The organism is Flavobacterium noncentrifugens, assembly GCF_900100375.1.
Classification (GTDB): Bacteria; Bacteroidota; Bacteroidia; order Flavobacteriales; family Flavobacteriaceae; genus Flavobacterium; species Flavobacterium noncentrifugens.
The window spans coordinates 413,194-432,252 of the sequence record NZ_FNEZ01000002.1 but is presented as its reverse complement, the minus strand read 5'-3'; the positions used below and the strand labels follow the sequence as shown (position 1 = coordinate 432,252).

Sequence of the window (19,059 nt, the reverse complement as noted above, 5' to 3'; positions counted from 1 at the left end):
ATATTTGGAATCTAATCCCGCCAAATGAAACTAAAATTATTGTTCGTTCTATTAATGAATTGTGCCAATATGCTTCAGGCGCAAACTTTAGAAACCTTAAAACCCGAAGCTTTAAAATTCTACGAAGGCCATTATTATATGGATTTTAACGAAATTGCAGGATTGACTTATCCAAAAATCATTGAAACAGCTAATAAAGAAAATTTCATCAAAAAGCTCGATTCCGATTATCAAAATACAGTTTACAGAAAGCGGCTTCAACTCGTTCATCCAGTTTTCGGGTATTCAGCAATAAAAAAAATCGACGGAATTTCTTTTTGCATCATCACGTATAAAAATCCGACGCGCTATTCTTTCGAACAAAAGCTTGACACCGAAACCGCCTCCCAAAAAACCGCCGAACTCAAACAAAGCACAAAAGCAACCGAAGTGATTTTCGAACCAATCCGCAACAGCATTAATGTCAAGTACACTTCAAAGATCATCGCTGTCGCAGATTCTTCTACCGGAAACAATTGGAAATTCTTCAATTTTGATGATCCGGCGCAAGAAGAAATTTTCCGAAACATATTTAATGAAAACATAAAAAAGACGCTCGGGCTTTAAAAGTCAGGCAAAATTATTTTATATTTACTTAAGTTATCAATCGAATACTAACTTTAAAAAATACGACCATGGCCAAAAGTCAGGATGCTAAAAAAACAGTAAAAAAAGAACCTTTAAAAACTGCGAAGGAGAAAAAGGAAGAAAAAAGAGACAAGAAAAATGCTCCTAAAAGAGATTAAAAAAAGCACCGTTTTGGTGCTTTTTTGTTTTATAAATAATCTGGTAATACTTTTCCGGGATTTAAAATTCCGTTTGGATCAAAAGTGTTTTTGATGCCTTTCATTAGTTGCAATTGCACTTCGCCAAATGCAATATCCATATAATTTTTCTGGACGTATCCAATCCCGTGCTCGCCTGAAAGCGTTCCTTTTAAACCAACTGTCAGCTCGAAAATCTCACGAATGCCTTTTGGCACCTCAGTTTTCCAGGCTTCATCGCTCATGTCGCCTTTTACGATATTGACGTGCAGATTTCCGTCGCCTGCATGTCCGTAACAAACCGATTTAAATCCGTATTTCTCGCCGATCGTTTTAATTCCTTTGAGTAATGTGGGCAATTCATAACGCGGCACAACCGTGTCCTCTTCCTTATAAACCGAATTTGATTTTACGGCCTCGCCTACTGCCCTGCGCAGTTTCCACAACGCATTTTTCTGGTCTTCCGAATCGGCGAACAAAATTTCATCGATTTCAAATTGCTCTAAAACTTCGGTAATTTTTTCCGCTTCAGCGAATAAGACTTCGGGATAATTGCCGTCGACTTCAATCAGCAAATGTGCCTGAACCGCTTCTTTGATCTCGATATTGACACCGTCCACATATTTTAGGGTCCAGTCGATCGCATCGCGTTCCATAAATTCGAGTGCGCTTGGGATAATTCCTGCTTTAAAGATTTTCGCAACGGCTTCACAAGCTTGTCCGGCATTGAAAAACGGAACCAGCATTAAGATGTTGTGCGAATTTTGCGGCACCAATTTCATGACGATTTTAGTAATGACGCCGAGCGTGCCTTCGCTTCCCACCATCAGTTGCGTCAAATTGTAGCCTGTAGAATTTTTCAAAGTATTCGCGCCTGTCCAGATGATTTCACCATTTGGCAAAACAACCTCGAGGTTCAGTACATAATCTTTGGTCACACCATATTTAACTGCACGTGCGCCACCGGCATTTTCAGCAACGTTTCCGCCAATGAAACAACTGCCCTGACTACTCGGATCTGGCGGATAAAACAAGCCTTTCTCAGCGACAGCTTCGCGTAAAACCTGCGTAATAACAGCAGGCTCTACCAAAACCTGTAAATTCTGCTCATCAATATGGATGATTTTATTGAACCGTTCCATAGACAGGCCGATTCCTTGATGAATTGAAAGTGCACCACCGCTCAAACCGGTTCGTCCGCCGATTGGCGTGACCGGAATCCCGTTTGCGTTTGCGAATTTCATGATCGACGAGATTTCCTCAGGCGTTCCGGGTTTTAAGACCACTGCGGGCGGAAACACATAATCTTCGGTTTCATCGTGGCCGTAATCGTTTCGGGTTTGCGTATCTGTAAAAAGAAATGATTCACCAACTATCAATTGAAGCTGGTGAATCATTTGTGGAGTCAATGCAGTATTTTGGATCATTTTGAGAATCATTTTCGATCTCCAAAAATACTATTTATTTGGTTGCGGCGTCATTCTTAAATACTGTTTAACGCGCTCGTAGCCTTTTGGGAATTTGGCTGCGATGTCTTCGTCTTTTACCGCTGGCGTGATGACGACATTTTCGCCGTCTTTCCAGTTGGCCGGAGTGGCTACTGAATAATTTGCGGTTAGTTGCAGGCTGTCGATGACGCGCAACAATTCGTCAAAATTTCTTCCGGTTGATGCCGGATAAGTCAGCGTTAATTTTATTTTTTTATCTGGGCCGATTACGAAAACCGACCGTACGGTTGATTTTTCGCTTGCGTTTGGATGCATCATGTCATATAGCAAAGCAATTTCTTTGGATTCGTCTGCTATAATCGGAAAATTGACTGTTGTATTTTGCGTTTCGTTGATGTCTTTGATCCATTCGTGGTGCGAATCAAGGCCGTCGACACTCAGGGCGATTACCTTGGTGTTGCGCTTTTGGAATTCAGGAAAATAATTGGCGACGGTTCCAAGTTCTGTGGTACAAACCGGGGTAAAATCGGCGGGATGCGAGAACAGCACGCCCCAGGAATTGCCGAGCCATTCGTGAAAATTCAGAGTTCCTTGTGTGGTTTGCGCCTCAAAATCGGGTGCGATATCGCCTAAACGTAATGTTGCCATAACTGTAATCATTTAAATTTTTGTAGCTTTAAATTTATTGAATTATTTGCAACGAATTTTACATGAAAAGTTAAATCTAAAATGATCTTTCAGCGAAAACGATTTAGTTGTGGTTTTTTTATAATATTCTGATGAATAACACTTCCCTAGCCCCGATTGCGGCGGTATCCTCGTAGCGCAGCGGAGAGATAAAGCCAAAAGTGGGATCAAGCTCCTTGTAAAAAAACAAGAAACAAACAGTCGAAGCAAACAGCTCCTAAAAAAATAAAATGAAAGTTATACCAAACAGAAATTTTACCCCATTAAGAAATGAAGCATCATTAAGATCGATAACTTTATCCTTCTTAATGCCTTAATGGTTAACTTTTTTTAATTCTTTTTTTTAGATTTGGAAGAAAGAATGCGATGATGCCGATGAGCGGCAGATAGGCGCAAATTTGATAGACATATTCGATTCCGGTGTGATCTGCGATGTAACCTAAAACTGCTGAACCTAATCCGCCCATCCCGAACGCAAATCCGTAGAAAAGCCCCGAAACCATTCCGAGTTTCTTTGGCAATAATTCCTGTGCGTAAACGAGAATCGCCGGGAAAGCTGATGAAATAATAATTCCGATAATAACTGATAACACGCCTGTCCAGAACAAATCGGCATAAGGCAATAAAAGTGCAAATGGCGCGACACCGAGCACGGAAAACCAGATGACGTATTTTCGTCCGAATTTGTCTCCGAGTGGCCCGCCGAGCAATGTACCGACCGCACACGAAGCCAGGAATAAAAACAAATGGTATTGCGCATCCTGTACCGAAAGCTGGAATTTCTGCATCAAATAAAACGTGAAATAACTTGACATACTCGCCATGTAGAAGAATTTTGAAAAGATCAGGACAAGCAAAATAATTACGGAAATCGCGATTTGTGTTTGAGACAAATCAGGCAAAACGATCACGGCTTTTTTCTTCGCGCGCAGGCTCAAATGGTTTTGATACCAAATGGCGATTCGGCTTAAAACGATCAATGCCAATATGGCGATTGCGACAAACCCGATGATGTAAAACTGGCCTTTCGGAACCACGAATAACGCGACTAATAATGGCCCGATTGCAGTTCCTGCGTTTCCGCCGAGCTGGAAAATAGATTGGGCAAGTCCGCGTTTTCCGCCTGATGCAAGAAATGAAATCCGGGATGCTTCGGGATGAAAAATCGATGATCCGATTCCGACTAAAATGACTGAAATAATGATCATGTAGAAATGTGCAGCCATTGATAATGAAATGATTCCGGCAGTTGTAAACAGCATTCCGAAAATCTGGGAATACGGTTTTGGGTATTTATCGGTGTACATTCCGACAAGCGGCTGCAGGATCGACGCTGCCATTTGGTACGAAAACGTGATCAGACCGATTTGCGTGAAAGTCAGGTTGTATTTTTCTTTTAAAATCGGGTATACCGACGGGATGACTGCCTGTAATAAATCGTTGAACAAATGTGCAAAGGCGATTGCAAATAATATGGAGAAAACCGTTTTTTGTGCGATTTCTTTGGTGTCGGGAATGGGTGTTGTTTGTTCCATAAAAATCAAAAAGTTATTAAAATCCAGTACCAGAAAGCCAACGTTACAAACGATAGCGGAATTCCGATTCCGATCATCATCGTGCTTAATTTCGGCTTTAAGCCATAAGTTGTTGCTAAAACCGAAGCCGTGATCATGGGTGCCATTGCGGCTTCCATGATTGAAACGTCGATTTGGAGGTTGTGCTGGTTGAAAAACAATTTATATAAAAGGTAAAAAAATGCCGGTGTGATCATCAATTTAAAAAATAATCCAAGCGCAAGGAAGTTGTAATGCTTGCTGCGCCGGTCGAATTTTAATTGCAATCCGACGGCGACTAAAGCGATTGGCGTTACCGTATTTCCGAGTTTCTGAAATACCGATTGCAGATTTGAAATGAAATCGACTTTTAAGACATTCATCGCAATGGCAATAAAAAAAGCAATGAATGGTGGAAATGTGATGATTTTAAAAAGAATTGTTTTTGGATTTGGCGTTCCGCGGGAGAATTGCGCCGCAACGATAATTCCGAGCGTCGCCATAACCATAAAGGAACCGGGCTGATCGACGACAATTGCGGTTTGCAAACCCGGTTTTCCGTACAAAGCTTCGATTACCGGAAAACCTACGAATGACGTATTTCCAAGTCCGCTCATTAAAATCAGGCAGCCGATGAGCTTTCGCGACCAGCCGAATATTTTTCCGAAAATTGTAAAAAATAAATACGACAGCACAAATCCGATCCATGCTATTCCGAGCGGAAAAAGCAATTGTGAGTTGATTTCGATTTTCGGAATATAATATAAAGCAAGCGCCGGAAGTGAAATGTGTATTACAAACTGGTTCAGTGTTACATAACTATTGGCTGGAAATGCTTTGGAATATTGCAAAGCAACACCGGTGATCATACACAAAAACAATAAAATAATGCTGTCCATACCTTTGAATCGAGTACAAAAGTAAGCCTAAAAATCTGGACGGAAACCCGCTTGGATGTTTTAACGATTATTTAAGATTAAAAAAACGTACCTTCGGAATAATACATTTAAATTTGTAATCTATTTTATTACAGTATGATTTCAGGGAAATTCGCCATTACACTCCACATTTTGACTTTGCTGTCGAAAGCGCCTGAAGATTTTTTATCTTCGGATTACATTGCGGGCAGCATGAATATGAATCCGGTGCTTGTCCGAAAGGAAATCGCCAACCTGAAAAAAAATCATATTGTTGAAAGCAAGGAAGGAAAAAACGGCGGAACGCGATTGCTGAAGCCTGCTGCTGAAATCACTTTAAATGACATTTTTAAAATGACTTTTGAAACGGTAACTTTTGGCTATTCGAAAAACGAACCCAATCCGGAATGTCTGGTCGGAAAACAAATCAATCAAAACCTAGGGAATTTATACGACGACATCAACCAGAAAATCAGCAAGCAGCTCAGTGAAATTTCGCTGTTGAATTTTGCAGATACTTTCTGATTTTTTTTAACCAAAACTGTAACATTTTTTATCACATTAAATAAATATATTATGAAAATCGCACTTATCGGAGCCACTGGATTTGTTGGTTCGGCATTATTGAATGAACTGGCAAACCGCGGAAATGACGTAACGGCAATCGCCAGAAATACGGGAGAAAATGACAAAGTAAACTGGGTTAAAGCCGATGTTACAAAATCAGAAGAGCTTTCAAGAGTTTTAGAAAATCACGATGTTGTGATCAGCGCTTACAATCCGGGTTGGGAAAATCCAAATATTTATGAAGATTTTATTGCAGGTTCTAGAGACATTCAGGAAGCAGTGAAAAAATCAGGTGTCAAACGCTACATTACGATTGGCGGTGGCGGAAGCTTATTTGTGGCGCCAGGCGTTCAAGCGGTGGACACTCCGGATTTTCCGAAAGAATATTATCCCGGAGCATCGGCCGCACGAGATTATCTGAACATCATCCGCGAAGAAAAAGATTTGGATTGGGTATTTTTTAGCCCGGCATTCGAAATGCACCAGGGAATTACTACGGGAAGAACCGGAAAATACCGTTTGGGCCTCGAAAACCCGGTTTTTGATGCAGACAACAGAAGCATTTTATCTGTAGAGGATTTAGCTGTCGTGATCGCTGATGAAGCTGAAAACCCGAAACACCACCAACAGCGTTTTACGGCAGCGTATTAATTCAGATTATATCTTTTCAGATTTACGGAACAGTTTCAGAAGGCGATTTGCTTTTTGAAACTGTTTTTGTTTTGCTTACTTTTACCTGAGAAATTCAAATCGTGGATCAGGAAAAACCAAAATCTTCCGCATTGAGCGAAAAATCGGGCGTTGAGCAACCGGAGATTGTCAGCAAAATTGCTGCCGGTCATATTGTTGCGCTGCGGAATAAAAATGTGGCTGCGGCCGATTTGATTTCGGGGATTTTATCGGGTAATATTACGGCACTCAGCCGCGCAATTACATTGGTTGAAAGCACGAATCCCGAACATCTGGCAAAAGCCAATGAAGTGATTAACGGCTGTCTGCCGCATGCAAATCAATCGATACGCATCGGGATTACAGGCGTTCCAGGCGTTGGAAAAAGTACGTTTATCGAAGCTTTTGGAAAACATCTAACCGGAATTGGGAAGAAAGTCGCTGTTTTGGCAGTTGATCCAAGCAGTACCATTTCGCATGGAAGCATTTTGGGCGATAAAACCAGAATGGAAGAATTGGTGAAAGATCAAAATGCATTCATCCGACCTTCGCCATCAGGCGAAACTTTGGGTGGCGTGGCGCGAAAAACCCGCGAAACCATTACACTTTGTGAAGCTTTCGGATTTGATACGATTGTGATTGAAACCGTTGGCGTAGGCCAAAGTGAAACTGCCGTTCACAGCATGGTCGATTTCTTTTTGCTTTTGAAGATTTCAGGCGCAGGCGACGAATTGCAAGGCATCAAACGCGGCATCATGGAAATGGCCGATGCGATCGTCATCAACAAAGCCGATGGTGACAACATTAAAAAAGCACGTTTGGCGAAAACCGAATTTAATCGCGCGTTGCATTTATTTCCAGCAAAAAAATCGGGCTGGACGCCAAAGGTCAGCACGTGCAGCGCCATTACAAAAGACGGAATCGATGAAGTCTGGGAAATGATTTCGGAGTTTCTGGAACTCACAAAATCCAATCATTATTTCGGGGAAAAACGACGCGAGCAAAATCAATACTGGATGCTTGAAACGATTGATGAGCGTTTGAAAAATCATTTTTACAATGATAAAAATACCATCGCTTTATTGGAACAAAATAAAAAAGCGGTGCAAAACAATGAAATTTCACCGTTTGCCGCCGCTCAGATTTTGCTGGAAAACTATTTTAAATTTAACCATTAAGGAATTAAGAGTCATTAAGGCTTAATGTACCTTAATTTCTTAATGGTGGATGACTTCATTTATTCCTCGTAACGTTGCACTTCCCGATCGTAAAAATCATTCGCTTCAGCAATCAAACCTTCCATGACTTCGTTGAGTTCGGCTTCGTCTAAATCTTCGGCTTCTTCCATAAATTCGACTTCATCGTCTTTAAGGTTGATGATAAATCTTGGATAATCCATGTGGATGATGAAAATATCTTCAGGAAAATCGGTATTGTCGCCTAGTAAAAATTTTGGTAATTCCATATTATAATTCTTTTTCTGCTGTTGTTAAATCGCGGTTTTCCGCAACCATTTTCTGTGTGAGTTTGTTGAAGCGAAGATACAAAAATATTGCAGCCGCGGTCAATCCGGCTAAAAGCCCGATCCAGACGCCGACTGCTTTGAGCTGGGTATATTTCCCGAGGTAAAAAGACACCGGAAAGCCGATGATCCAATAAGCGACAAACGTGATGTACATTGGAATTTTAACATCCTGCAATCCGCGTAAAGCGCCTAAAACCACAACCTGAATTCCGTCAGAAATCTGGAAAACGGCTGCTACCAAAAGCAATTTTGCAGCGATGATGATGACTTCGGCATTGTCGAGCAATTGCATTTCGTTGTCCATATTTAGGAAAAAATGCGGCAGCCATCGGTGGAAAACGATAAACATTAAAGCGAAAACCACTTCTAAAATGATCGCTAATAAAAAGATCGAACGCGCCACGACGATCAGGTTTTTGTAATCATTTAAACCTTTTTGATTGCTGACGCGAATCATTGCCGTAACGCTCAAACCCATCGCAAACATGAACGTTAATGTGGCCAGACTCAGTGCAATTTCGTTTGCCGCCTGGCTGGTTTTTCCGATGCTTCCGCAGAGCCAGACCGCTGATGTGAACAAGGCGACTTCAAAAAGCATCTGCATTGATGACGGCAATCCGAGATTGATGATTTTCTTCAGCATTGATTTTTTGATTTCATCGAAGCTAAAACCTTTAAAATAGGTTTTCAATTGTTCATTTTTAGATAAGATAATGTGCATGAAAATCACCATTGCCATCCTGGAAATTACGGTTCCCATGGCAGCACCGACGATTCCCATTTTCGGAAAAATCCAGATGCCATAAATCAGCACATAATTGATCGGAACGTGGATGATGTTCGACAGGACGATCGCATACATCGAATATTTTGTCATCGAAAGCCCGTCGGCAAATTGCTTGTAACCCTGGTAAACCACAACCGGGATCAATGAAAACGCGACCCAATCCAGATAAGGCAAAGCCAATTGAATGACTTCATCTGATTGTCCCATCGCATACATCAACGGTTTTGAGAAATACACCATTGTGAAGAGCGACAAGCCTAAAATCGTACACAGAAACAAGCCGTGGTGAAACGCAGAGCGCACTTTTAAAACGTCTTTCTCTGCATCGGCTTCAGCGACAATTGGTGTAATCGCAGTAGAAAATCCGATCCCGATCGAAACCGCAATAAAAATAAAACTGTTGCCCAAGGAAACTGCTGCGAGTTCGGCTGAACCCAATTTTCCAACCATTAATTTATCTACAATTCCGATTAAAGTATGACCAAGCATTCCCAGGATTACCGGATAAGCCAGTTTTAAATTGTATGAAAACTCTTTAGTGTAAGTCGAAAAATTCACGGCGTTTATTTTAGGGCAAAGATAGCATTTCGGTTTTGGTTACTTGTCCTGAAAAAAGTCAATTCCGTCAAAAATTAAACGCTTTTTCTTAAAATATGTTAAAAATCCGGATGCAATCTACTGAAAACTGGCAAATCGATAAAATCAGAAGGTTCAGATAACCAACCGCCTAATGTCTTATAAAACAATAAATTATAATCATATTTTAAGCTTTTTTATTGACAAAAATTCAACTAGAAATTAAATTATGAAACATTGCCTGCAAATTATGTAACCTTTTCAAAAATATCCAACAATACATTTACACCGTTATACTGAAGCATTCAGCCGATGGATAACCCTCAAAAATCACTAATAAAAATTGACACTTATGAACACTACAGCAAAAATTAAAGGGCTGTTTGCATTTGGAATTTTGCTTTTGGCAGGAACTCATGTGAACGCACAGGAAACGACTACAACCACGACAACTTCAGTAATTGGAGATACGCAGAATTACGACCAGGGATTTCGCCTTGGATTTGGATTGAACGCAGGTTATGTTTTAGACGATGATTATTTTGACGGACTGGCTTTAGGTGCCGATGTCAGGCTGCAATATGACTTGTCGAAAAGAACATCGATCACTTTAACAACAGGTTATGATCACTTTTTTGTAGATGACAATTTACAGGAATATTACAACGCGAAAGACATTGGGATGATTCCGGTAAAAGCAGGTTTTAAAGCATTTTTCTGGGGCGACAGCTTTTATGCATTGGGTGAAGCCGGTGCCGGATTTGTTGTAAGCAAACAAAATCCATACGCTGAAAACACCACAGTGATTTTGTCTCCCGGAATTGGTTATGCCAACAAATGGATCGACATCAGCGCACGATACGAACACTATACCGAATTTGAAACCGGGCAAGTTGCCCTGCGCATCGCCTACGGCTTTAAACTTTAACTACAATAAAACAACAACACACAACTAACTCAAAACCCTTGAAAAGCCCGGATTTATTCGGGCTTTTCTTCTTTTTCCAAAGCGTCTTTGTATTCTGAAATGTGCGTTTTAATTTCAATATCAAGCGGCGGTTCCTGTATGTCAACATATTGTTCAAGGCGATCAAGAATGATTTTCGCTACGATTAATCGTGCGGTCTCTTTATCGTCGGCAGGAATCACAAACCACGGAGCCGTTTCCCTTGAAGTGGCATTAATGGCTTCTTCGTAATACTTTTGATAATCTTCCCAATATTCCCGTTCTTTCAAATCGCCAGGCGAAAATTTCCAGTTGTGCTTTGCTTCTTCAAGCCGGCGCAACAGCCGCTGCCTTTGCTCCTCTTTTCCCAAATGGAGGAAAAATTTTAGAACGATCGTGCCATTATCAACAATATGCTTTTCAAAATTAACGATCTGTTCCATCCGTTTTTCCCAGAATTCTTCTGTTATATCATCTACTGATGTAATTTCCGGCAGATTTTCATTCATAATATACTGCTTGTGAACGCGCGTTACCAGTACATTTTCATAATATGTGCGGTTAAAAACACCAAATTTCCCACGCTCGGGCAACGCTATATAATGCCGCCACAAATAATCGTGCTCCAATTCATTCGTGTTCGGGGTTTTAAAACTGCTGACCACAACGCCACGTGGATTAAATTCCTTAAAAACTTCCCTTATCAGGCTGTCTTTTCCCGAAGTATCCATGCCCTGAAGGCAAATCAGGACGCTGTATTTATTTTGCGCGTACATCACATCCTGAATATCGCTGATTTTTCTACGTGTTTTTTTGAGTTTGTCTTTGATGTCATCTTCATCCATGTGCAAATTGAGCAACGTTTGCATATCAATAAGGGAAACTGGATCGCGAACTTCAAAATCGGCTGTGTGAATTGTCTTCATAATTGTGTTTTATAAGTAAATATAAGTAATTTTAGGAGCTATTTCCGGCTGTGCGCTGTATCTTTTTTGTTTGGAAATTTCTATCCGAAATCAGATTTCGTCTCAAACAAAAAAGGATGCCGCTTCCATCCGGGCTAAAACGAACCTCATGCAAAAATTCACACTTGAGTTATTATTCCAGATTATCGGGATCGGATCGGCTTCCGGCTTATTCTATAAAGACGATTCGGTTTCCGTAATTGGCGACAACAGCGGATTTTTATACGATTACCAAATCGGAACCAAAGACTTGAGAAGTTATTCCCTGATTCCAAACGCAGCAGCAAACATTCCCAAAAAACAAAAGCCTGATTTTGAAGCCATGGCTTCAGACAATGATAATTTCTACATTTTCGGATCCGGCTCTACCGAAAACCGGAACAAAATGGTACAGTTTGACAAAATATCCAAAACTGCTGTCAAAACAACTGATTTAACCGATTTGTATTTATCTATGCAAAGCTTTGGAAACATCAAACCTGAAGATTTCAATATCGAAGGCGTGGCATTATCAGGCGAAACCTGGTATTTCCTGCAACGCGGAAACGGTTCAAAAGGAAAAAATATCTTATTTACCGTTGATGGAAAAACGCTCGAAAACGGTTTTACGATTTTATCAAATGATTTCAAATTGCCCCAAATTAAAGGCGTCCGAACCTCATTCACTGATGCATTATTGATCGACAACCATTTGTATTTTCTCGCTGCAGCCGAAGATTCCAAATCCACTTATGAAGATGGCGAAGTGCTTGGAAGTGTCATTGGAAGCATTAATATTGAAACCATGAAAATCCAATTCACACAACAAATTTCAGACAAACACAAATTTGAAGGTTTGGCACTGTACTCAAAAACCGATACAGAAATCACATTTTTACTCTGCGAAGACAACGATACCGATATGCAGCAATCTGATTTTTACAAATTAACGCTAAAAAAATAATCTTGCGAGCATCAGCATTTACTGGGTTTTAAAAAATATTTCAAAAAAAATCAAATAGCGTCCCAACCTTTTGCCCTCTTTTTTACTCTTAGTATAAACGGAAACTTGTGATCAACGAAAATCTCATATCAGCTTGTAGGAAAATGCAACGGGACGCACAGCGGCAGCTTTATGAGTTTATGTCGCCGAAACTTTATCATACGTGCAAACGCTACCTCAAAAAAGAAGAAGAAATCGAAGATGTCCTTGCCGATTCGTTTTACACCATTTTCACAAAAATCGACAAACTCAAAGAAGCCGACGCTTTTGAAGGCTGGGCACGAAAAATCACAGTCAACCAATGTTTGATGATGATTAGGCAAAAAGTAAATTTCAATATGTATCTGGATGATATCGAATTGGCTTCACAGCCAATTACCGCAGAAATCACCGATCTTGAAGAAGAAGATTTGCTCAATTTGCTGAATTTAATTCCCGAAGGCTGTAGCACGATTTTCAATCTCTTTGTCATAGAAGGTTACACACATAAAGAAATCGCCGAAATGCTACAAATTTCAGAAGGCACATCCAAATCGCAGCTCAACGTTTCCAAAACAAAGCTCAAAGATTTAGTCAACAAAATGTATTACCAAAAAGCACGATAGTCATGGACAATCACGATAAATTATTCAACCAGATTAAAGATGCTGCGCAAAAGCAGGAAGAGAAGGACTTTGCGGCATTTGATAAAGTCTGGTCGCGCGTTGAAGACAAACTTGACCATAAAGTACTTCAGAAAGAAAACCATCTTTGGAAAAAAATTGCCGTTGCCGCTTCATTTTTATTGCTATTTACTGTTGGTTACCAATTGTTCAAACCGAAAGAAAACATAGTTGCTCGGGCAAATGAAATCACGGTGAATGATACGATCAACAAAGGAAATCCGACAATAGAATCTGTTCAAAAACAAGAAATCGCAACCCAGGATAAAGCCAATCCGGTTATAAAACCAGAAGCATCAGAAATTTTAAAAGAACAAATCAATACAAGAACTGAAGTTGCTGTTGGAAATGCTTTAAAAACCGCAAAACCTAATGCAATGGCAATTCCGAAAGCAAAATCGGAACAATTTCCGGAAAGCAAAGTCGCATACGAAGTTGGAAACAATGAATCTGATTTTATCAAACGCAGGAAAAATGCTGCATTAAGTGTTTCCCGTAAAGAAGAAATTTCTAAAACCCCAATGCCACAGGCAGACAAAAAAAATGATCCGCTGGTGGTCATCGATGGAAATGTCAGCAAAAACGGACTCGCCGACAAGGAAAAATTAAAAAACGACGATATCGACGATATTGTTGTTTTAAAAGAACCATTATACATTATCAACGGTCATTATTATTTAGAAGAAGAACTTTTCGGACCAAACCCAACAAGTCCTTATGCACCGTTGAACAAACAGGAAATCGAGAGCGTTTCAATCCTGCAGGGCGAAAAGGCAATCGAAGCTTACGGAAAAAAAGGCAGCAAAGGCGTTGTCATCATTTCCACCAAAAACCAGAAACCTGTGAACCAGGCCGCCGACAAAGGCAAATAATCCAATACTAACATCTTAAATTCAACATCATGAAAAATTTGAAAATCTTTTCATCAGGCATCGCCATGCTTTTACTTTTCGGTTCATTCGATGTAAAAACAAGCACATTGCAAACTACAGAAACAGAAAAAACCATTACCGGAACGGTTAGTGACACGCAAAAAACTCCTGTTCCGGGGGCGTTTGTTTCCATTAAAGGGACAAATATCGGTGTGCAAGCCGACTTCAACGGAAAATACACGATCAAGGTTAAAGAAAATCAGGTCTTGGTTTTTAGCTTTCTCGGAATGAAAAGCAAAGAAGTGAAAATTGCTAAAACGAGTGTCATCATCAATGTGACTTTAGAAGACGATAATCAATCGCTTCAGGAAGTTGTCGTTACCGCAACCGGCGTGAGAAGAGAGAAAAAATCTTTGGGATATGCAACCCAAAAAATCAGTGCTGACAAAGCTTATAAAGGGCAATTATCAGGGAAGGTTGCCGGAGTTCAGGTTTCGAATGCCAAAGCAAACCAAAATATCATTTTACGCGGCTACACGAGTGTCCAAAAGTCTGAATCTGAAATTAAAAACCGTCATTACGACACGATGGTTCCGGTTCCGGTTCCGGTTGCCAATGAAGATTATGATTCGTTCGTCGAAAATCCGTTTGAAACGCCTAAAAACGCTCCACTTTCGACATTTTCGATTGATGTTGACAACGCTTCTTATACCAACGTTCGCCGTTTCATCAACAACGGGCAAACTGTTCCGGCAGATGCGGTTCGCGTGGAAGAAATGATCAACTTTTTCAAATATACGTATCCGCAGCCTTTGAACAGCAATCCGTTTTCGATCAATACCGAATACAGCGAATCGCCATGGAATCCGAAACACAAATTACTGAGAATCGGATTGCAGGGAAAAAACATTCCGACTGACAATCTTCCGGCTTCAAATCTGGTTTTCCTGATCGACGTTTCGGGTTCGATGAGCGACGCCAACAAACTGCCTTTACTGAAACAATCGCTTAAAATATTGGTTCAGGAACTTCGCAAAGAGGACAAAGTCGCTATTGTAGTTTATGCAGGAGCAGCCGGCTTGGTTTTGCCTCCAACATCGGGATCGGAGAAAAAAACGATCGTTGATGCACTCGAAAACCTTCAGGCTGGCGGAAGTACGGCTGGCGGCGCCGGTATCGAATTGGCATACAAAACAGCTCAGGAAAATTTTATCAAAGGCGGAAACAACCGCGTCATTCTTGCGACTGACGGCGATTTTAATGTTGGCAGTTCTTCAAATAAAGACATGGAAACTTTAATTACAGAAAAAAGAAAATCAGGCGTTTTCCTGACCTGCCTCGGTTATGGAATGGGAAATTACAAAGACAGCAAAATGGAAATTTTATCCGATAAGGGAAACGGAAATTATGCGTACATCGACAACATTCAGGAAGCAAACCGCTTTCTTGGAAAAGAATTTAAAGGTTCGATGTTTGCCATTGCGAAAGATGTGAAGATCCAAATCGAATTTAATCCGAAACAAGTTCAGGCATACCGGTTGATTGGTTACGAAAACCGAAAATTGCGCCCTGAAGATTTTACAGATGACAAAATCGATGCTGGTGAACTCGGAAGCGGCCATACGGTTACCGCTTTATATGAAATCGTGCCTGTTGGCGTTGAAAGTGATTTTACCGGAAATATTCCGAATTTGAAATATACAAAGACCGAAGCAACGTTAAATAACAATTATAATGATGAGCTCGCCACAGTAAAATTCAGGTATAAAAAACCCGATGGCGATAAAAGCATTGAAATGGTACATGTCATCAAAAACACACCGTCGTTGCTTCAAAATGCGACGGAAGATTTTAAATTCAGCGCAGCAGTAGCCTGGTTCGGATTGAAATTGCGTGATTCGAAATTCATCGGAAACAAAAATTCAGGTGACATCGAAAAACTAGCCAGGCAAGGTTTTTCAAACGATCTGGACGGCTACAAAGCAGAATTCATCAGGCTTGTAGAAAGCGAAATGAAGATTTAGTTAAGTTGATTTGTTGGGTTGAAAAAAGGGCAACAGTTGGTTACTGTTGCCCTTTTGAATGACTATAAATTTTGGATTTATTTTTCGATCTCGCGAAGGTTTTCCATTTTCTTATGAGCCAGGAAACCTTTGATATCTTCGAAATGTTCTTTGACGCGTTTGTTTCCGAATTCGAAAACTTTTTCAGCCAATCCGTCAAGGAAATCACGGTCATGCGAAACGAGAATTAAAGTACCGTCGAAATCTTTCAAAGCATCTTTAATAATGTCTTTGGTTTTCATGTCAAGGTGGTTTGAAGGCTCATCTAAAATCAGCAAATTTACTGGTTCCAATAGCAATTTGATCATCGCCAGACGCGTTTTTTCCCCACCTGAAAGCACTTTTACTTTCTTGGTCACATCGTCACCATGAAACATAAAAGCGCCAAGCAGATCTTTAATTTTTGAACGGATGTCGCCCACGGCAATATCATCGATCGTTTCAAAAATCGTGGCATTTTCATCCAAAAGGGAAGCCTGGTTTTGTGCAAAATAGCCGATTTGCGCATTGTGCCCAATTTCAACCGTTCCGCCTTCAGGCGAAATTTCTTTCATGATCGCTTTGATCATCGTCGATTTTCCTTCCCCGTTTTTTCCAACGAATGCGACTTTCTGTCCGCGTTCAATTACAAGATTCGCTTCTTTAAATACAACGTGATCGCCATACGATTTATCGAGCTCTTTTACGATAACCGGATATTGACCCGCACGTACTGACGGCGGAAATTTCAATTTTAATGCTGATGTATCGACTTCATCTACCTGAACAAGCACGAGTTTTTCGAGCATTTTTACTCTGGATTGCACGGCATCAGTTTTAGAAAAAGTTCCTTTAAAACGATCGATAAAAGTCTGATTATCGGCAATCATTCTTTGTTGTTCGTCGTAAGCCTTTTGCTGGTGGATTCTTCGGTCTTTACGCAATTCGAGGTAATGTGAATATTTCGCTTTATAGTCGTAAATCCTTCCCATGGTCACTTCGATTGTGCGGTTTGTGATGTTGTCGACAAACGCGCGGTCATGCGAAATGACTACAACTGCTTTGGCAGAATTGATCAGAAAATCCTCAAGCCATTGAATACTTTCGATATCCATGTGGTTCGTTGGCTCATCGAGTAAAATTAAATCTGGTTTTTTCAGCAGTATTTTAGCAAGTTCAATGCGCATGCGCCATCCGCCTGAAAATTCAGAAGTTTGACGGGTAAAATCCTCACGTTCAAACCCGAGTCCGGTTAAGATCTTTTCCACTTCGGCTTCATAATTAACTTCTTCGATCGCGTAAAATTTCTCGCTTAAATCGGATACGCGCTCGATCAGTTTCATGTAATCGTCGCTTTCGTAATCGGTTCTGATCGTGAGCTGTTCGTTCAATTCGTCAATCTCGGCTTTCATTTTAAAGATGCTGCCAAAAGCTTTTGATGCTTCTTCAAAAACAGTCGAACCATCCTGTGTAAGCAAATGCTGTGGTAGATAAGCAATCACAGCTTCTTTAGGTGCAGAAATATTTCCGGTTGACGGTTTGCTTTCGCCTGCAATAATTTTTAAAAGCGTTGATTTTCCGGCGCCGTTCTTTCCCATCAGGGCAATTTTGTCATTTTCATTGATGGCAAACGAAACGTCGCTAAAAAGTGTGGTTCCGCCAAATTGTACGGATATGTCGTTGACTGTGATCATGGTTTATTTTTTTGAAGTCGCAAAGATAGGTGAATCTGAAGAATTTTATTTTATGCAAACAATCAATTGTTAAAACTATTTTATATACTTTCGCCTTGTTAAAATTATCTTAAATATGAAATTACACTTTACCATTTTTCTATTCGCCATTTCAACAATTGTATCCGCGCAATTTAAATTTGAAAAAGGTTATTTTATTTCTAATGCGGGCACAAGAACCAATTGTTACATTAAAGATGTCAATTGGAATTCAAACCCTAAAACTTTCGAATATAAAGCACAGGAAGAAAGTGAATTAAAAGAACAGGGGATTTCTGCTGTATCTGAATTTGGAATCGATAATATCGTAACTTTCAAACGTTTTAAAGTGATGATTGACCGCAGTACGGATGAAATTCGAAAGCTTGGAAAATCAAACAAGCCTGATTTTCATGAAGAAGAACTTTTCCTAAAACTGCTTGTTCCCGGTAAAGTGAATTTATATATGTATCGGGATGGAGGCATTACGCGTTTTTTTTATGAAACAGAAAAAGTGCCATTGGAGCAATTAATTTACCTGCGGTATATCGTAGCAAGTGGTGATATGGCTACCAATAATTATTTCAGGCAACAATTACTCCAAAATGTAAGCAACAGTTATACTTCGCAAAAAGACCTGAAAAATATGAAGTATCGGGAAAGTGATTTGACGAAATATTTTTTAAAGTACAATGATAAAAAAGAACAGAAGCCTGTAAAAAAAGAGGCTGTAAAGGCAAATATAAAAGAGATAATCGCGTTACGCATTGCTCCGGGTTTTTTTCAATCTACTGCTTCAATCGGCATTCCTGCTGAAAATTTTTATTCAGGAAGCCAGGTTTCATTTGGCAAAGCAACTTTGAGCATTGGTGCCGAAATCGAATTTTACTTGAATAAGAAAAAGTCGTTTGGTCTTTTCCTGAATCCTGCTTATCACACTTTCAAAGGCGACGAAACGTATACGCAATCGCGAACATTCTTTCCCGAACAGATGCACCAAATCGGGCTTTCATACAAATCTTTCGAAATTGCTTCCGGAATTCGTTATGGTTTTTTTACGAATAAAAATTCAAAAGTTTTTACCAATTTGGGAATTTCGTATGATTTATCGGCTGATGTTACGATTCATCGTGACGGAAAGTTTCTTCCACTAAAAAGCCAAACATCAGCAGGGATTTTGATTGGTGTAGGATATTCTTATAAAAAATACAGCCTTGAGTTCAGGTATATCTCAAAAAAATCGATTGTCGAATCATCAAACACCTCATTCTCTGCAAAATATCAAAGAGCCGGAATCGTATTGGGTTATAATTTCCTATAATTAAACAAAAGATCAATTCTATTAT

General features: G+C 40.0%; 18 protein-coding genes. 10 read left to right on the top strand and 8 right to left on the bottom strand.

All coding sequences use genetic code 11. The features are described 5' to 3' along the window. Window positions 1–24: 24 nt before the first annotated feature. Window positions 25–606 (top strand): hypothetical protein, encoded by a 582-nt coding sequence (locus tag BLS32_RS06660; protein ID WP_091393159.1) that lies wholly within the window; start codon window positions 25–27, stop codon window positions 604–606. Window positions 607–814: 208 nt separating this feature from the next. Here the strand turns inward: BLS32_RS06660 and BLS32_RS06650 are convergent, their stop codons facing one another. The 4 genes from BLS32_RS06650 to BLS32_RS06635 form a co-directional block, all read right to left on the bottom strand. Continuing rightward, entirely contained in the window at window positions 815–2,230 is a 1,416-nt protein-coding gene (locus BLS32_RS06650; RefSeq protein ID WP_091394640.1) for an FAD-binding oxidoreductase, read from the bottom strand. Between the two features lie 30 nt (window positions 2,231–2,260). Continuing rightward, on the bottom strand, window positions 2,261–2,899 hold the full coding sequence (locus BLS32_RS06645; RefSeq protein ID WP_091394638.1) for a peroxiredoxin: 639 nt from the start codon (window positions 2,897–2,899) through the stop codon (window positions 2,261–2,263). Between the two features lie 359 nt (window positions 2,900–3,258). After that, window positions 3,259–4,473 carry an MFS transporter gene (locus BLS32_RS06640; protein WP_091393153.1) on the bottom strand — a complete coding sequence of 405 codons (1,215 nt, stop codon included), beginning with the start codon at window positions 4,471–4,473 and terminating at the stop codon, window positions 3,259–3,261. A gap of 5 nt (window positions 4,474–4,478) precedes the next feature. Continuing rightward, entirely contained in the window at window positions 4,479–5,390 is a 912-nt protein-coding gene (locus tag BLS32_RS06635) for an AEC family transporter (protein WP_091393150.1), read from the bottom strand. A gap of 135 nt (window positions 5,391–5,525) precedes the next feature. On the opposite strand from BLS32_RS06635, the gene BLS32_RS06630 reads away from it, so the two are divergent. From BLS32_RS06630 to meaB, 3 genes are all read left to right on the top strand, one after another. Beyond that, entirely contained in the window at window positions 5,526–5,933 is a 408-nt protein-coding gene (locus BLS32_RS06630) for an Rrf2 family transcriptional regulator (RefSeq protein ID WP_091393147.1), read from the top strand. A gap of 51 nt (window positions 5,934–5,984) precedes the next feature. Then, the gene (locus BLS32_RS06625) at window positions 5,985–6,626 is read left to right on the top strand and encodes an NAD(P)-dependent oxidoreductase (RefSeq protein ID WP_091393145.1); all 642 of its coding nucleotides are present in this window, start codon (window positions 5,985–5,987) and stop codon (window positions 6,624–6,626) included. Between the two features lie 101 nt (window positions 6,627–6,727). Beyond that, window positions 6,728–7,822 (top strand): methylmalonyl Co-A mutase-associated GTPase MeaB, encoded by a 1,095-nt coding sequence (meaB, locus tag BLS32_RS06620; protein WP_170227545.1) that lies wholly within the window; start codon window positions 6,728–6,730, stop codon window positions 7,820–7,822. Window positions 7,823–7,881: 59 nt separating this feature from the next. Here meaB and BLS32_RS06615 read toward each other — a convergent pair whose 3' ends face one another. Further along, window positions 7,882–8,109: a hypothetical protein gene (locus tag BLS32_RS06615; RefSeq protein ID WP_091393140.1), complete on the bottom strand. Its 228-nt coding sequence runs from the start codon at window positions 8,107–8,109 to the stop codon at window positions 7,882–7,884. Window position 8,110: 1 nt separating this feature from the next. Next, entirely contained in the window at window positions 8,111–9,514 is a 1,404-nt protein-coding gene (locus BLS32_RS06610; protein ID WP_091393137.1) for an MATE family efflux transporter, read from the bottom strand. Window positions 9,515–9,884: 370 nt separating this feature from the next. Here BLS32_RS06610 and BLS32_RS06605 point away from each other — a divergent pair, with 370 nt between their 5' ends. Further along, complete coding sequence (locus BLS32_RS06605; protein ID WP_170227544.1) at window positions 9,885–10,460, top strand: hypothetical protein; 576 nt, start codon at window positions 9,885–9,887, stop codon at window positions 10,458–10,460. Between the two features lie 53 nt (window positions 10,461–10,513). Here the strand turns inward: BLS32_RS06605 and BLS32_RS06600 are convergent, their stop codons facing one another. Further along, window positions 10,514–11,404 carry a PPK2 family polyphosphate kinase gene (locus BLS32_RS06600; RefSeq protein WP_091393134.1) on the bottom strand — a complete coding sequence of 297 codons (891 nt, stop codon included), beginning with the start codon at window positions 11,402–11,404 and terminating at the stop codon, window positions 10,514–10,516. 148 nt (window positions 11,405–11,552) lie between these two features. Here BLS32_RS06600 and BLS32_RS06595 point away from each other — a divergent pair, with 148 nt between their 5' ends. The 4 genes from BLS32_RS06595 (at window position 11,553) to BLS32_RS06580 (ending at window position 15,983) form a co-directional block, all read left to right on the top strand. Next, on the top strand, window positions 11,553–12,386 hold the full coding sequence (locus tag BLS32_RS06595) for a DUF6929 family protein (protein ID WP_091394632.1): 834 nt from the start codon (window positions 11,553–11,555) through the stop codon (window positions 12,384–12,386). A gap of 143 nt (window positions 12,387–12,529) precedes the next feature. Then, complete coding sequence (locus BLS32_RS06590) at window positions 12,530–13,030, top strand: RNA polymerase sigma factor (RefSeq protein WP_091393131.1); 501 nt, start codon at window positions 12,530–12,532, stop codon at window positions 13,028–13,030. A gap of 2 nt (window positions 13,031–13,032) precedes the next feature. Continuing rightward, window positions 13,033–13,959 (top strand): hypothetical protein, encoded by a 927-nt coding sequence (locus tag BLS32_RS06585; protein WP_091393129.1) that lies wholly within the window; start codon window positions 13,033–13,035, stop codon window positions 13,957–13,959. 29 nt (window positions 13,960–13,988) lie between these two features. Then, the gene (locus BLS32_RS06580) at window positions 13,989–15,983 is read left to right on the top strand and encodes a YfbK domain-containing protein (protein ID WP_091393126.1); all 1,995 of its coding nucleotides are present in this window, start codon (window positions 13,989–13,991) and stop codon (window positions 15,981–15,983) included. Between the two features lie 77 nt (window positions 15,984–16,060). Here BLS32_RS06580 and BLS32_RS06575 read toward each other — a convergent pair whose 3' ends face one another. After that, window positions 16,061–17,695, bottom strand: a complete 1,635-nt coding sequence (locus tag BLS32_RS06575; RefSeq protein WP_091393123.1) for an ABC-F family ATP-binding cassette domain-containing protein — start codon at window positions 17,693–17,695, stop codon at window positions 16,061–16,063. Window positions 17,696–17,810: 115 nt separating this feature from the next. On the opposite strand from BLS32_RS06575, the gene BLS32_RS06570 reads away from it, so the two are divergent. Continuing rightward, window positions 17,811–19,034 (top strand): hypothetical protein, encoded by a 1,224-nt coding sequence (locus BLS32_RS06570; RefSeq protein WP_091393120.1) that lies wholly within the window; start codon window positions 17,811–17,813, stop codon window positions 19,032–19,034. The last annotated feature ends 25 nt before the right edge of the window (window positions 19,035–19,059 follow it).

What these genes read in the sequence shown, in the direction of transcription:
- BLS32_RS06595 (WP_091394632.1), top strand. Translation starts at nt 11,553, where the DNA reads ATGCAAAAATTCACACTTGAGTTATTATTCCAGATTATCGGGATCGGA.
- BLS32_RS06640 (WP_091393153.1), bottom strand. Translation starts at nt 4,473, where the DNA reads ATGGAACAAACAACACCCATTCCCGACACCAAAGAAATCGCACAAAAA.
- BLS32_RS06615 (WP_091393140.1), bottom strand. Translation starts at nt 8,109, where the DNA reads ATGGAATTACCAAAATTTTTACTAGGCGACAATACCGATTTTCCTGAA.
- BLS32_RS06645 (WP_091394638.1), bottom strand. Translation starts at nt 2,899, where the DNA reads ATGGCAACATTACGTTTAGGCGATATCGCACCCGATTTTGAGGCGCAA.
- BLS32_RS06635 (WP_091393150.1), bottom strand. Translation starts at nt 5,390, where the DNA reads ATGGACAGCATTATTTTATTGTTTTTGTGTATGATCACCGGTGTTGCT.
- BLS32_RS06575 (WP_091393123.1), bottom strand. Translation starts at nt 17,695, where the DNA reads ATGATCACAGTCAACGACATATCCGTACAATTTGGCGGAACCACACTT.
- BLS32_RS06585 (WP_091393129.1), top strand. Translation starts at nt 13,033, where the DNA reads ATGGACAATCACGATAAATTATTCAACCAGATTAAAGATGCTGCGCAA.
- BLS32_RS06625 (WP_091393145.1), top strand. Translation starts at nt 5,985, where the DNA reads ATGAAAATCGCACTTATCGGAGCCACTGGATTTGTTGGTTCGGCATTA.
- BLS32_RS06630 (WP_091393147.1), top strand. Translation starts at nt 5,526, where the DNA reads ATGATTTCAGGGAAATTCGCCATTACACTCCACATTTTGACTTTGCTG.
- BLS32_RS06580 (WP_091393126.1), top strand. Translation starts at nt 13,989, where the DNA reads ATGAAAAATTTGAAAATCTTTTCATCAGGCATCGCCATGCTTTTACTT.
- BLS32_RS06590 (WP_091393131.1), top strand. Translation starts at nt 12,530, where the DNA reads ATGCAACGGGACGCACAGCGGCAGCTTTATGAGTTTATGTCGCCGAAA.
- BLS32_RS06605 (WP_170227544.1), top strand. Translation starts at nt 9,885, where the DNA reads ATGAACACTACAGCAAAAATTAAAGGGCTGTTTGCATTTGGAATTTTG.
- BLS32_RS06570 (WP_091393120.1), top strand. Translation starts at nt 17,811, where the DNA reads ATGAAATTACACTTTACCATTTTTCTATTCGCCATTTCAACAATTGTA.
- BLS32_RS06650 (WP_091394640.1), bottom strand. Translation starts at nt 2,230, where the DNA reads ATGATCCAAAATACTGCATTGACTCCACAAATGATTCACCAGCTTCAA.
- BLS32_RS06600 (WP_091393134.1), bottom strand. Translation starts at nt 11,404, where the DNA reads ATGAAGACAATTCACACAGCCGATTTTGAAGTTCGCGATCCAGTTTCC.
- BLS32_RS06660 (WP_091393159.1), top strand. Translation starts at nt 25, where the DNA reads ATGAAACTAAAATTATTGTTCGTTCTATTAATGAATTGTGCCAATATG.